Consider the following 12,711-nt stretch of genomic DNA (forward strand, 5'->3'; position numbering starts at 1 on the left):
CCGTTCACTCGTTGACGGTTTACCTGCTGTGGGAGGTAAAGCCGTGGGCACCGTTGTCTGGGTTGTAGTGCTGGTACTGCTGGTCGCGGGTGTGTTCTACCTGGTCAGCCAGAGCAACGCGCGCAAGGCGCGCGAGCTCGACGACGCCAAGGCGGAGGCCCGTCGCTGGGTCGAACGCCTCGGTGGGCAGGTGATGAGCCTCACGGGCAGCAACGCCGCGTCGACCCAGGCGCTGGCGGACGCGTCCGAGCGCTTCACGGCGGCCGGGTCGCAGATGGAACAGGCCCGCACGATCCCGCAGGCCCGCCTGGTCACCGAGACCGCGATGGAGGGCCTGCACTACGTGCGCGCGGCGCGGCAGGCCATGGACATGGACCCCGGGCCCGCCCTGCCCGAGAGCCAGGGGCAGAAGCAGGCCGGTGCCGTCAGCGAGGACCGCCAGGTCAGCGTCGAGGGCCACCAGTACGCCGCGTCGCCGCACTCCGGTTCGGGCACGCCCTACTACTACCCCGGCGGCATGGTCGCGGGACGCCCGGTGCCGCGTGGCTGGTACTCCGAGCCGTGGTGGAAGCCCGCGCTCGTGGCCGGCGCGTGGGGCGTGGGCACGTTCCTGCTGATGGACGCCATGTTCTCGGGCATGCACGGCATCGGCGACTACGGCATGGGCGACATGGGCGCCGGTGACTTCGGCGGCGACATGGGCATGGGTGACATGGGCGGCGCCGACATGGGCGACTCCGGCGGGTTCGACTTCGGCGACATGGGCGGCTTCGACTTCTAGCGGAAAGTGCTCACGAACCGAGCACTTTCCAGCCGTACCCCGAAAACAGCCCCCGACCCTTTTTCCAGTCGATCCTCAGGCCTGGCACACGGGGCACCAGAAGAGGTTCCGGCCGGCCAGTTCGGCGGTCAGGACCTCGGTGCCGCACAGGAAGCACGGCTGTCCGGCGCGGCGGTAGACGTACACCTCACCGCCGTGCCGGTCCGTGCGCGGCGCCCGGCCCATCGCCTTCGGCAGGTGCTCGCGGCGGACGGTGTTGATCTTCCCGACCTTCACGCCGTCCTTCATCAGCACGACCAGGTCGGCCCAGATGGCGTCCCACAGCTCACGACTCACCTTGGTGCCGACCAGCATCGGGTTCACGTTGTGCCGGAACAGCACCTCGGCGCGGTAGACGTTGCCGACGCCCGCGAGCACCTTCTGGTCCATCAGCAGCACGGCGAGCGACTGCTTCGACCGGGCGATCCGCTCGTAGGCGAGGCCCGGATCGGCGTCCCGGCGGATCGGGTCGGGCCCGAGCCGGTTGCGGATCGCCTTGACCTCGGCGGAGTTGAGCACCTCGCACGCCGTCGGGCCGCGCAGGTCGGTCCAGTGCGTCTCGCCGGCCATGCGCATGCGGACCTGGCCCACGGGCGGCAGGACCGGCAGCTCCGACTCGGTGAACGTCCCGTAGAGACCGAGGTGGACGTGCACGATCGCGTCCGGGCCGTAGACGTGGAAGAGGTGCTTGCCGTGCGCCTCGGCGCGGACGAGCGTGCGTCCGTCCACGAGGGACGCCGTGAAGCGGCCCTGCGGACTGCTGACGGACACCGGCCTGCCCGCGTACCGGCGCTGGTGCAACCGCGCGAGGCGGTGCAGCGTGTGGCCCTCAGGCACGCTTGCTCTCGTACTCGCTGACGAGGTCGATGCGGCGCTGGTGCCGGGGCTCGCCCGAGAACGGCGTCCCGAGGAACGCCGAGACGATCTCCGTCGCCTCCTCGGCGGTGTGCTGGCGGGCGCCGATGCCGACGAGGTTCGCGTCGTTGTGCTCACGGGCGAGCCGGGCGGTGGAGACGTTCCACGCCAGCGCGGCGCGGGCGCCCTTCACCTTGTTGGCGGCGATCTGCTCGCCGTTGCCGGAACCACCGATCACCACGCCGAGGCTGCCGGGGTCGGCGACGACCTTCTCGGCGGCGTCGGTGCAGAACGAGACGTAGTCGTCCTGCGCGTCGTAGGTGTGGGCGCCGACGTCGACGACCTCGTGGCCCTGCTCCCGCAGAGCCGTGGACAGGTGGGACTTCAGCTCGAAGCCCGCGTGGTCTGCTGCCAGATAAACGCGCACGTCACGGAGTCTGGCACGCTGGCGGGTGTGTTCAGCCAGGAGGGGTACCAGCTGAGGCTGGAGTGGGGACCGGAGGGCGTCACGGCCCTGCAGGGCTGTGACGTGCTGATCGTCGTCGACGTGCTGACCTTCACGACGTCCGTCGACCTGGTGGTCGGCAACGGCGGCCGGGTGCGCCCGTCGCGCTGGGTGCCGGAGTCGGGGCGGACGCTGCGCCCGGCCTCACTCACCGGGATGACCGGCGAGGTCGAGCTGCCGTCGCCGAACGGGTCGAACCTGTGCGCGCTCGCGGCCGGGACCGGGCGGCACGTGCTGGCGGCGTGCCTGCGCAACGCCTCGGCCGTGGCGCGGCGGGCCGCCGAGCTGGGGGAGACCATCGGCGTGATCCCCGGCGGCGAGAGGTGGGGACTGAACATCCTGCGGCAGGGGTCGCGCGAGTTCGGCCCGCTGCGGGTGTGCGTCGAGGACCACCTGGGGGCCGGCGCGGTGCTCGCGGCGCTGCCGGGCAAGGCGTCGCCGGAGGCGCAGCTCGCCGTGGCGGCGTTCCGCAACACCGACGTCGCGGCGGCCGTGCGGGACTGCGCGTCGGGACTGGAGCTGAGCGGCAACGGGCACGCGGCGGACGTCGACCTCGCGGTCGAGCTCGACGTGAGCGGCGCGGCGCCCGTGCTTCTCGACGGGGTCCTGGTGGCGTCCGGGTGATCGAGATCGCGGCCGGGGTGTTCGTCCGGCGGCACGAGGAGCTCGACCTGACCCTGGGCTACATCACCGGATCAGGTGATTCGCTGCTCGTGGACTCCGGCCTGGACCCGGCGTTCGCGCGCGAGGTCCGCCCGTCGCGGATCGTGTTGACGCACAACCACTTCGACCACGTGCTGGCGACCGAGGCGTTCCTGCCGTGCGAGGTGTGGGCGCACGAGGACTGCGTGGTCGACGAGTCGCTGCTCGCGGACCGCGCCGCGTACCACCCCGACCCCTTCGAGGGCCGGCTGATCGCACCGACGCACACGTTCCGGGACGTGGTCACGCTCGACGTCGGCGGTCGCCGGGTCGACCTGCACCACTTCGGACCGGCGCACACCTCGCACGACGTGGTCGTGCACGTGCCCGACGCCGGGGTGGTGTTCGCGGGCGACTTGGTGGAGCAGGGCGCTCCCGCCCAGGCCGGTCCGGACGCCACGCCGGCGAACTGGCGCGCCGTCCTCGACCGGCTGCTCGAGCTGGAGCCGCGTGTCGTCGTGCCGGGCCACGGGGACCCGGTCGACGCGGCGTTCGTGCGGTCGATGGCTATCCCGGGGGCCAGCTGAGGCCGCGGCCGCCGAGGACGTGGCAGTGCACGTGGAAGACGGTCTGGCCGCCGTGTGCGCCGGTGTTGAACACGAGCCGGTAGCCGGTCTCGGCGATCCCCTCGGACTTCGCGACCTCGTGCGCCGTCGCGAGGACCTGGCCCGCGAGCAGCGGGTCGACGTCGCCGATCTCCCGGTGGTGCTCCTTGGGGATCACCAGGACGTGCGTGGGCGCCTTGGGGTCGATGTCGCGGAAGGCGAGCGTCGTCTCGGTCTCCGTCACCACGGACGCCGGGATCTCGCCCGCGACGATGCGGCAGAACAGGCAGTCGGTCACGGAGGCATCGTATTGGGCCCGTTGTGCCCTGGTGCCCGTGCCCGCCGGGCCCGACCATGACCGGGTGAAGGGCACCTGGCTGGTGGTCGTCCGCTGCCTCGTCAGCTTCGCGATCGGCGTGCTGCTGGTGGTCGTCGCGGTCCGCTTCGGCGAGGAGCTCTGGCGCGCGTTCCACTGAGGGCCGACCGCTCAGCGGACGAAGCAGAACTCGTTGCCCTCGGGGTCGCGCATCACCTGGAAGCTGCCCTGCTCGTCCGTGACGACCACGCCCTCGCGCGTCGCCCCGAGGCTCACCGCCCTCACGACCGCGGCCTCGATGTCCTCGACCACGAAGTCGAGGTGCAGCCGGTTCTTCACGTCCTTGCGCTCGGGCACCGGCTGGAACGACATCCGCGTCCCGCCGGGCGGCTCGACGTGCGACCAGCCGTGCTCGCGGTTCACCGGCTCACCGCCGAGCAGCTCCGCCCAGAACCGCACGAGGCGGCCCGGGTCGGCGCTGTCGACAACGATCTGCTCAAGCCTCACGTCTTCACCAGGTTCTCTCGGGCCCAGTCGCAGCACAGGTCGAGCAGCCCGAGCACCCTGCGCCCGTGCGCGGTCAGCTCGTACTCGACCCGTGGCGGATTCTCGTCGAACACTTCGCGGGTGAGGGTGCCGTCCCTCTCCATGGCGCGCAACGTCTCGGTGAGCACCTTGGGCGTCACGTGCGCCATCTCGGCCCGCACCTCGGTGAACCGGCGGCGCCCGCCCTGCAACGCCCGCAACACGTGCGCCGTCCACTTGTCACCGATGCGGTACGGCAGGTCGCCGTGCTGGCATTCCACCTGCTCACCCCCGATATCGTTGCGGAAACCGGCACCGCCGACCCTACCGTCGCGGACATGGCGAAGATCGTTGTTTTCGGGGCGTCCGGCAAAGCGGGCACCCAGATCGCGGCCGCGGCGGAATCGCGCGGCCACGAGGTGACGCGCGTGGGCCGCGACCCCGGCGTCCAGGAGGCGGCCTCGGTCGCGGCCGGCCACGACGTGGCGGTGAGCTCGGTGGTGGACCTGTCCCGCGACCCGGCCGAGTTCTACGCGGACGCCGCGAGGGCCCTGGTCGCCTCGGGCGTCGGCCGCATCCTCGTGGTCGGCATCTACACGCTGCTGGAGACCGCACCGGGCGTGCGCGTGGTGGACGCACCGGACTTCCCGGCCGAGTTCAGGCCGTTCTGCCTGGGCCACGCCGCGGGGGTGGAGGTCCTCGCGGCGTCCGGAGTGGACTGGCTCGTGATGAGCCCGGCGGGCGACTTCGGCGGCGAGGCGACGGGCGCCTACCGGCTGAGCGGCCCCGACCCGTCGCGCGAACTGACCTACGAGGACTTCGCGCTGGCCGTGGTCGACGAGATCGAACGCCCCGCCCACCACCACACCCAGATCGGCATCGCCCCGGCGTGACCGCGGGCCGGAGCACGGGGGTCCGGGGGCTCGGCCCCCGGGAGAAATGCGAGAGGCCGACGCGGTCTGCGTGGTGTGCAGACGAGCGTCGGCCTCGGTCGCGAGCGGGCGACGGGAATCGAACCCGCGTAGCTAGTTTGGAAGACTAGGGCTCTACCATTGAGCTACGCCCGCACTGCCGCCCTTGTCGGGGCTGCGATCACCACCTTAGCGGGTGGCGGTAAGCTGGGTGCAACCGGGGCGTGGCGCAGTTTGGTAGCGCACCCGCTTTGGGAGCGGGGGGTCGCAGGTTCAAATCCTGTCGCCCCGACGGTTGACGAGACCCGCAGCGGCGCCGCTGCGGGTTTTCGCTTCTCCGGCCATTGCGAACCGCGCGGGCGCTAATAGCCCGGGCAGAGGTGCTTGCGCACCGCGGCGAGGACGCGGGCCGAGACCTCCGGACCGAAACCGGCGGGGTGGTTCGGCGAGGTGAACCGCTGCGCCGTGAGCTCGACCAGCTTCGCCTGGTCGCCCGGGGTCTTCGCGACGCTCATGCACTGGTCGCGGCCCCGGCTGACGGCCCGGTCGGCGTTGCCGTTCACGATCTCCCGGTCGATCGCGTCCAGGTCCGCGACGTACGCGGCCTGGGTCGCGGCGTCCGGCTTGGGCGGGATGCCCGGCACCTGCACCACCGGGGTCGCTCCCCCTCTGTTCGTCGGCGGAGCGGAGGACGTGGTGCCGCCCGGTGAGGGCGGGGTGGCGCAGGCCGAGGTCAGTGCGAGCAGGGGCAGCAGGAACGTCGTTGTTCGCCTCACCGACGGTCCGTCGTTCGTCGAAAGACGACCGTTACGAGGGGGCCATCAGGGTTCCAGATAGCGGCTCGCCCACGCCGCCAGCACCCGCGCCACGTACGCCGCGTCCGCGCGGTCGGTCAGCAGGTGGTCCGCGCCGTCCAGCGACACGAACGACTTCGGGTGCCGGGCCGCGTCGAAGATCAGCCGGGCGTTGTCCACTCCGACCAGGTCGTCCTGCGGCGAGTGCATGACCAGCAGCGCGCGGTCCAGGCCGGCGATGCACGCGGTCTGGTCCTGGCTGTTGATGCCGGTCAGGAAGCCGTTGCTGATCCGGAACGGGCGCCCGGCGAGCAGCACCTCGGCGACGCCGTGGGTCTCGATGTCCGCCTTGGACGGGCCGAGCAGGTGCTCGACGTGCGCGGTGTCGGCGGGGGCGCCGATGGTCACGACGGCGCGGACCTCGGGGACCCGCTGGGCGGCGGCGAGGACCGCGGCCCCGCCCAGGGAGTGTCCGATGAGGACGCTCGGGGCGCCGATGGTGTCGCGGAGGTGGTTCGCCGCGCAGACGAGGTCGTCGACGTTGGAGGTGAAGGTGGTGTTCTCGAAGTCGCCGCCGGACTGGCCGAGGCCGGTGAAGTCGAAGCGCAGCACCGCCACGCCGTGGGCGGCCAGCTCGCGGGCGATGCGGGTGGCGGCGACCGAGTCCTTGCCGCAGGTGAAGCAGTGGGCGAAGACGGCGGTGGCCACCACGTCGCCGGCCGGCAGTTCCAGGCGGCCCGCCAGGGCCTGGCCGTCGGTGCCCGCGAAGACCGCTTTCCGGTTGTCCATGACCTCTATGGTGCGTCACGTGCGCTACCAGTACCTCGACGCCCGGCTCCGGCACGCGTTCGACGACGCCGGGCTCGGCCGCGGGCAGCGGGCGGTGCTGCAGGGCGTGCTGCGGGCCCTCGACCCCGACGCGCACCTCGGTGAGCACGTGGCCGGGCTGACCAGCGCGTTCCTCGCCGTCACGCGGGCCAAGACCGCCCTCGAGAGCCATGCGGCCGCGGACCAGCCGCGCTGGAACCTGTTGCGGCGCATCATCACCACGTCGATCCGGTGCGTCGACGCGGCCAGGCCCGCGTACGCGCGCGGTGGAGCCGAGGAGCTCGCGCGGGCGCGCCGGGTCCTGCTCGAGGTCGACGCGGCCATCGCGGCGGACGGGCCGCGGCTCACCCCGCTGGTCACGGCCGCGGCCGCCGCGCGGCTCGACCCGGACGCGCTGGCGGCGGAGGTCAAGAAGTGGGTCACTCCACTGTGGACCGGCGTCGAGCTGCCGCTGCGCGCCAGGATGATCGCCGAGGTCGCCGTGCTCGTGGCGGTGCACGGCAGGGACGGCCGGCAGCTGCGTGCGGACCTCCTGCGGTGGCTCAAGAAACCCGGTGACCTCGCCGAGGTGCTGTGGCCGGAACCGCGCAAGCACGTCGTGGCGTTCGTCGTGAGCGGCGCGCGGGTGTTGCGGCACCTCGACGGGTTGTTGCCGGAGGCGAGGCAGGAACCTTTGCACCGCAACAGGTTGCCGAAGGACGACTTCCTCAAGGAGGCGGTGAGCGGCTCGTCGGTGCTGGTGCGGCTGCCGGTGCTCGCCGCCGACGTGCACACCGCGGCGGTGAGGGGGCGGCGGGTTCTCAACGAGGTGCTCGACCAGTACGCGGCGGGGGAGCGGCTCACCGAGCTGCACATCGCGCCGGTCTGGCAGGTCAGCGGTCCCGGTGGGCGGGTCACGCGCGGCACCGAGCACCGGCGCACGGTGGGCAACGCCTACCCGCTGACCGCCTACTGGCCCGCCGAGCTGCGCAGCGCGATGCGGGTCGCGAACCTCGCGCGGCAGGTCGACGCGCCGATGGCGAGCGCCGGTCTCGCGTGGAGCGCCCTGGAGGCGACGGGGCTCGACCCCGGCAAGATCGGGTGGCTCGCGAAGGCGTGCGCGCTGCAGGTGTTGCGGCAGCACCTGATCAGCCTGCACGTCGTCGTCACCCACCACGACGACGAGCTGCGCGGGCCGCTCGCCGCGCACGTGCCGACGACCGGGGTGAAGCACCACCTGAAATCTGTCGACGCCTGGCTGGAGGTGCTCGTCCCGCACCCCCGCCCGGACGACCGGCTGCGGGCCGCGCAGGACGCCGTCACCGCGCTCGCCGCCGACGAGGGCGGGCTGGTGCGCGACCTCGTGGAGCTCTGGCGGGGCCGGCTCGCCGACTCGCGGGCCCTCGCGGACTGGTTGCGGGAGCAGGAGGACACCGCGGCGGCCGTGCTGGAGTGGCTCTACGTCACGCGGAACCTGGCGTTCCACGCCGGGCGGTTCGCCTCGCCCGCCGACACGCTCACCGCGCACGCCGGGCAGGCCGTCATCGACCTGACGCTCGAGTTCCTCGGCAACTGGCGCACCGTCGAACGGAGGCTGGGCCGGCGGGAGACGCCGGCCGTGGAGATCTACCGGCGGCTCGCGCAACGGCAGGACCAGCTCGTGGCCCGGCTCCGGCGTGCGCGGTCGGTGCGCAGGCTGAGCGTGGAGGACATCTCCGGACCCGACGAGAAGTGGTGGTCCCGCGGCGGGAGATGAGGGCGGACGCCGCGACGTTCCCCTCCGCGAGGCCGGTTGACGAAGGCGTTCGGGGGCTCATCTTGATCCGGCGCCGCGCTGGTCTGCTCGGCCCAGCTCCTCCTCGGCCGTCCCGGGCAGTCCGGTGGTGGGATGATCGGTGGTCCACACAGGACGGTGGTGGCGACGACTCTTGACCGTTCCCGTGCGCGGGGTCGATGCTGTCGCGCATCGAGAAACGGTGTGCGCAGTCCGCAACAGGTCGGGGTGGTGTGGCGTGGATCCCGTGATTTCGGTGGGCGACCTGTGGAAGGTGTTCGGGTCGAACGCGGCCGGGGTGGTGGCCTCGGATGAGCTGAAGTCGTTGTCCCGGCAGGAGCTGATGGACCGCACCGGCGCCGTCGCCGCCGTGCGCGGAGTGGACTTCGAGGTCGCGCCGGGTGAGATGTTCGTGGTCATGGGGTTGTCCGGTTCGGGCAAGTCCACTCTGGTCCGGTGCCTGACGAGGCTGGTGGAACCGACTTCGGGAACGGTGACGTTCGAGGGCGAGAACATCCTCGAGGCGGACGCGAAACGCCTGCGCGAGCTGCGCAGGAACAAGTTCTCGATGGTGTTCCAGCACTTCGGTCTGCTGCCGCACCGCACGGTCGCGGACAACGTCGGCTACGGGCTGGAGATCCGCGGGGTACCGCGCGCGAAACGGGCGGGGCGCGCGCAGGAGGTGATCGACCTGGTCGGCCTGACGGGGTACGAGAAGTCCTTCCCGGATCAGCTTTCCGGCGGTATGCAGCAACGCGTCGGGCTGGCCCGCGCGCTCGCGGGAGATCCCGACGTCCTGTTCTTCGACGAGCCCTTCTCGGCGCTCGACCCGCTGATCCGCCGCGACATGCAGTCCGAGGTGATCAGGCTGCACCGCGAGGTCGGCAAGACGATGGTGTTCATCACCCACGACCTGGGCGAGGCGCTCAAGCTCGGCGACCGCATCCTGATCATGCGCGACGGGCAGGTGGTGCAGGTCGGCACGGGCGACGAGCTCGTCGGCGCGCCGGCGGACGACTACGTGCGCGACTTCGTGCGGGACGTGCCGCGCGCCCAGGTCCTGACGCTGAAGTGGATCATGCGGCCACCCGGCCCCGACGACGACCTGGACGGGCCGGAGCTGCCGCCGGACACCGTGGTGCGGGAGGCGGTGCGCAGCGTGCTCGGCGCCGGCAAGCCGGTGAAGGTCGTGCGCGACGGCGAGCTGCTCGGCGTCGTCGCGGACGAGGAGATCCTCGGGGTCGTGGCCGGGGAGGCGTGATGGTCGCCGTCACCGCCCCGCGCCGGGAGCTGCCGCGCAAGGCGCTGGTCGTCGGCGGCGTCGTGCTGGCCTGGCTGGTGCTGTGGCTCGTGTTCCGCAACTCCGGGACGCTGCCGCTCGACGCCTCCGAGCTCACGCCGCTGCACCGGTGGGTCAACGAGGTCAACGACGCGGTCGGCGCGTCGCGGAACTCGAACCCGGTGTTCCTCCACTTCTTCAACGAGATCCGGCTCGTCGTCGACGAGTTCGTGACGTTCGTCCAGGCCCTGGTCGCGCAGCCGTCGTTCGGGCGGCCGGTGCCGGTGGTGGGCTGGCTCGGCGTCGTCGCGGTCGCCGGGTTCGCGAGCCTCGTGGTGGCGGGCTGGCGGGTCGCGCTGCTCGCGGTCGCCGGGTTCGTGCTCCTCGGCCTGCAGGGGCTGTGGCAGGAGAGCATGGACACGCTGTCGCTCACGCTGGCGGCGGTCGTGATCGCGTTGCTCTTCGGCATCCCGCTGGGGATCTGGGCCGGGCTGTCCGACCGGGCGCGCCGGGTGATGACCCCGGTGCTCGACTTCATGCAGACGATGCCGACGTTCGTCTACCTGGCGCCGCTGACGCTGTTCTTCCTGATCGGGCCGGCCTCGGCGACGATCGCCACGCTGATCTACGCCGCGCCGCCCGCGATCCGCATCACCGCGCACGCGATCCGGTCGGTGCCGCGCGACACCGTCGAGGCCTCGGAGTCGCTCGGCGCGACGGGCGGGCAGACGCTGGTGAAGGTGCTGCTGCCGTCCGCGCGCAAGACCATCGTGCTGGGCGTCAACCAGACGATCATGGCCGCGCTCTCGATGGTCACGATCGCCGCGCTGATCGACGCGCCGGGGCTCGGCAAGACGGTCGTGAAGGCGTTGCAGACGCTCGACGTGGGCACGGCGTTCAACGCGGGCCTCGCGATCGTCGTGCTGGCGATCGTGCTGGACCGCGTCACGACGGCGGCGACCGAGCGCCGGACGCTCCCGCGGTGGGCGCTGTTCGGCGGTCTGGGCGTCACGGGCGTCGCCGTGTACTTCTCCCACACCTACCTGTGGGCGGCGGAGTTCCCGTCGGAGTTCGAGGTCGGCAGCTCGATCCGGCAGGGAGCGACGGCGGCGACCGAGTGGGTGCAGGACTCGCTGCCCGTGATCACGGGTGGTGTCAAGGACTTCGTGACGTGGGCGCTGATCAACCCGCTGCAGGCGCTGCTGGCCGAGTCGCCGTGGCTGCTGGTGGCGCTGGTGGTCGTGGCGCTGTCGTTCCTCGTCGGCGGGGTGCGGTCCGCGGTGGTCTCCGCCGCGTGCCTGGGCCTGCTGATCGCGACCGGGCTCTGGCAGGACGCGATGGTCACGCTGGCGTCCACGCTGGTCGCCACGATCATGGTGATGGTCCTGGGCGTGGTGGTCGGCGTGTGGATGGGGCGCAGCCGGCGGGCCGACCGGGTCATCCGGCCGGTGCTCGACGCCGGGCAGGTGATGCCCGCGTTCGTCTACCTGGTGCCGTTCCTCGCGCTGTTCTCGGCGTCGCGGTTCACCGCGATCATCGCCGCGGTGGTGTTCGCGGCCCCGGTCGCGATCAAGATCATCGCGGACGGTGTACGGGCCGTGCCGCCCGCGGCGGTCGAGGCGTCGGCGGCGCTGGGGTCGAGCTCGTGGCAGACGATCGTGAAGGTGCAGCTGCCGATGGCGCGCGGGGCGGTGACGCTCGCCGCCAACCAGGGGCTGATCCACGTGCTCTCGATGGTCGTCGTCGGTGGCCTCGTCGGGGCCGGCGCGCTCGGCTACGACGTGGTGGCCGGGTTCTCGCAGGGGCAGTTGTACGGCAAGGGACTCGCGGCGGGCGTCGCGATCGTCGTGCTCGGCGTCATGCTCGACCGCCTCACCCAGGCGGCCGCCAAGCGGTGGACCAACCAGGAGGTTCGGTAGTGGCAAGGCACAGCCTGCTCGGAGTTGTGCTCGTCGGGGCGCTCGCGCTCGCCGGGTGCGGTGGCGCGAAGGTCGGGGACACCACGCCGGGTGCGGCCGGCGACTGCGGGACGTTCAACATCGCGATCAACCCGTGGGTGGGCTACGAGGCCAACGCCGCGGTGCTCGCCCACGTGGCCGAGAAGGAGCTCAAGTGCAAGGTCACCAAGAAGGAGCTCAAGGAAGAGGTGGCCTGGCAGGGCTTCGGCACCGGTGAGGTCGACGCCGTCGTCGAGAACTGGGGCCACGACGACCTGCGCAAGAAGTACGTCGACGACCAGAAGACCGCCGTCAGCGCGGGGTCCACGGGCGTGAAGGGGCAGATCGGCTGGTACGTGCCGCCGTGGCTCGCACAGGAGCACCCGGACATCCTCGACTGGAACAACCTCAACAAGTACGCGGACCGGTTCAAGACCTCGGAGTCCGGCGACAAGGGCCAGTTGCTCGACGGCGACCCGTCGTTCGTGACCAACGACGAGGCGCTGGTGAAGAACCTCGGCCTGAACTACAAGGTCGTCTACGGCGGCAGCGAGACCGCGTTGATCCAGGCCTTCCGCCAGGCGGAGAAGGACAGGAAGTGGGTCATCGGCTACTTCTACTCGCCGCAGTGGCTGCTCAACGAGGTCAAGCTCGAGAAGGTGAAGCTGCCCCCGTACACCGCGGGCTGTGACGCCGACGCGGAGAAGGTCGCCTGCGACTACCCGGACTACGACCTCGACAAGATCGTGTCGAAGAAGTTCGCCGACGCGGGCGGGCCCGCGTTCCAGCTCGTCAAGAACTTCACGTGGACCAACGAGGACCAGAACACGGTCGCGAAGTACATCGCCGAGGACAAGATGAAGCCGGAGGACGCGGCGAAGAAGTGGGCCGACGCCAACGCCGGCAAGGTGAAGGCCTGGCTGCCCGGCAAGGCCTGAGAC

The 12,711-nt window shown here is 71.6% G+C and carries 15 protein-coding genes and 2 tRNA genes; 9 read left to right on the forward strand and 8 right to left on the reverse strand.

Features of this window, described 5'->3' with window-relative positions; translation table 11 throughout:
* Positions 1-43 precede the first annotated feature (43 nt).
* The gene (locus tag ACFWGZ_RS18665) at positions 44-781 is read left to right on the forward strand and encodes a hypothetical protein (RefSeq protein WP_382452776.1); all 738 of its coding nucleotides are present in this window, start codon (positions 44-46) and stop codon (positions 779-781) included.
* A 75-nt stretch (positions 782-856) separates the two neighbouring features.
* Here the strand turns inward: ACFWGZ_RS18665 and ACFWGZ_RS18670 are convergent, their stop codons facing one another.
* Both ACFWGZ_RS18670 and ACFWGZ_RS18675 read right to left on the reverse strand, forming a co-directional pair.
* A complete protein-coding gene (locus ACFWGZ_RS18670) occupies positions 857-1,657 on the reverse strand; it encodes an Fpg/Nei family DNA glycosylase (protein ID WP_382452777.1) in 801 nt (266 codons plus the stop codon).
* Positions 1,650-2,102, reverse strand: a complete 453-nt coding sequence (locus tag ACFWGZ_RS18675) for a ribose-5-phosphate isomerase (RefSeq protein ID WP_382452778.1) — start codon at positions 2,100-2,102, stop codon at positions 1,650-1,652. The genes ACFWGZ_RS18670 and ACFWGZ_RS18675 overlap by 8 nt, the downstream gene beginning before the upstream one ends.
* A gap of 27 nt (positions 2,103-2,129) precedes the next feature.
* Between ACFWGZ_RS18675 and ACFWGZ_RS18680 the strand changes: the two genes are divergently transcribed.
* Entirely contained in the window at positions 2,130-2,804 is a 675-nt protein-coding gene (locus tag ACFWGZ_RS18680) for a 2-phosphosulfolactate phosphatase (RefSeq protein WP_382452779.1), read from the forward strand.
* Positions 2,801-3,409, forward strand: coding sequence for an MBL fold metallo-hydrolase (locus tag ACFWGZ_RS18685; RefSeq protein ID WP_382452780.1), 609 nt, complete (start codon positions 2,801-2,803; stop codon positions 3,407-3,409). Before ACFWGZ_RS18680 ends, ACFWGZ_RS18685 begins: the two co-directional genes overlap by 4 nt.
* On the opposite strand, the gene ACFWGZ_RS18690 is transcribed toward ACFWGZ_RS18685, so the two are convergent.
* The 3 genes from ACFWGZ_RS18690 to ACFWGZ_RS18700 all read right to left on the reverse strand — a co-directional run bounded on the left by ACFWGZ_RS18690 (position 3,390) and on the right by ACFWGZ_RS18700 (position 4,549).
* Positions 3,390-3,725, reverse strand: coding sequence for a histidine triad nucleotide-binding protein (locus tag ACFWGZ_RS18690; protein WP_382452781.1), 336 nt, complete (start codon positions 3,723-3,725; stop codon positions 3,390-3,392). The genes ACFWGZ_RS18685 and ACFWGZ_RS18690 overlap by 20 nt on opposite strands.
* A gap of 189 nt (positions 3,726-3,914) precedes the next feature.
* Positions 3,915-4,250 carry a VOC family protein gene (locus ACFWGZ_RS18695; RefSeq protein ID WP_382452782.1) on the reverse strand — a complete coding sequence of 112 codons (336 nt, stop codon included), beginning with the start codon at positions 4,248-4,250 and terminating at the stop codon, positions 3,915-3,917.
* Complete coding sequence (locus tag ACFWGZ_RS18700) at positions 4,247-4,549, reverse strand: winged helix-turn-helix transcriptional regulator (RefSeq protein WP_382452783.1); 303 nt, start codon at positions 4,547-4,549, stop codon at positions 4,247-4,249. The genes ACFWGZ_RS18695 and ACFWGZ_RS18700 overlap by 4 nt, the downstream gene beginning before the upstream one ends.
* A gap of 57 nt (positions 4,550-4,606) precedes the next feature.
* Between ACFWGZ_RS18700 and ACFWGZ_RS18705 the strand changes: the two genes are divergently transcribed.
* A complete protein-coding gene (locus tag ACFWGZ_RS18705) occupies positions 4,607-5,161 on the forward strand; it encodes an NAD(P)-dependent oxidoreductase (protein ID WP_382452784.1) in 555 nt (184 codons plus the stop codon).
* Positions 5,162-5,264: 103 nt separating this feature from the next.
* Here ACFWGZ_RS18705 and ACFWGZ_RS18710 read toward each other — a convergent pair.
* Positions 5,265-5,335: transfer RNA gene (locus ACFWGZ_RS18710), tRNA-Gly, on the reverse strand.
* Positions 5,336-5,397: 62 nt separating this feature from the next.
* Between ACFWGZ_RS18710 and ACFWGZ_RS18715 the strand changes: the two genes are divergently transcribed.
* Positions 5,398-5,471 (forward strand) — tRNA-Pro (locus ACFWGZ_RS18715).
* Between the two features lie 70 nt (positions 5,472-5,541).
* Here ACFWGZ_RS18715 and ACFWGZ_RS18720 read toward each other — a convergent pair.
* Entirely contained in the window at positions 5,542-5,955 is a 414-nt protein-coding gene (locus tag ACFWGZ_RS18720) for a hypothetical protein (RefSeq protein ID WP_382452785.1), read from the reverse strand.
* Between the two features lie 45 nt (positions 5,956-6,000).
* A complete protein-coding gene (locus ACFWGZ_RS18725) occupies positions 6,001-6,762 on the reverse strand; it encodes an alpha/beta hydrolase family protein (protein WP_382452786.1) in 762 nt (253 codons plus the stop codon).
* 19 nt (positions 6,763-6,781) lie between these two features.
* Here ACFWGZ_RS18725 and ACFWGZ_RS18730 point away from each other — a divergent pair, with 19 nt between their 5' ends.
* From ACFWGZ_RS18730 to ACFWGZ_RS18745, 4 genes are all read left to right on the forward strand, one after another.
* Positions 6,782-8,536 carry a hypothetical protein gene (locus ACFWGZ_RS18730; RefSeq protein WP_382452787.1) on the forward strand — a complete coding sequence of 585 codons (1,755 nt, stop codon included), beginning with the start codon at positions 6,782-6,784 and terminating at the stop codon, positions 8,534-8,536.
* A 256-nt stretch (positions 8,537-8,792) separates the two neighbouring features.
* Entirely contained in the window at positions 8,793-9,815 is a 1,023-nt protein-coding gene (locus tag ACFWGZ_RS18735; RefSeq protein WP_382452788.1) for a glycine betaine/L-proline ABC transporter ATP-binding protein, read from the forward strand.
* Positions 9,815-11,752 (forward strand): ABC transporter permease subunit, encoded by a 1,938-nt coding sequence (locus tag ACFWGZ_RS18740; protein WP_382452789.1) that lies wholly within the window; start codon positions 9,815-9,817, stop codon positions 11,750-11,752. The genes ACFWGZ_RS18735 and ACFWGZ_RS18740 overlap by 1 nt, the downstream gene beginning before the upstream one ends.
* Entirely contained in the window at positions 11,752-12,708 is a 957-nt protein-coding gene (locus ACFWGZ_RS18745) for an ABC transporter substrate-binding protein (RefSeq protein WP_382452790.1), read from the forward strand. The genes ACFWGZ_RS18740 and ACFWGZ_RS18745 overlap by 1 nt, the downstream gene beginning before the upstream one ends.
* The last annotated feature ends 3 nt before the right edge of the window (positions 12,709-12,711 follow it).

The organism is Lentzea sp. NPDC060358 (assembly GCF_042725365.1).
Lineage (GTDB): Bacteria > Actinomycetota > Actinomycetes > Mycobacteriales > Pseudonocardiaceae > Lentzea.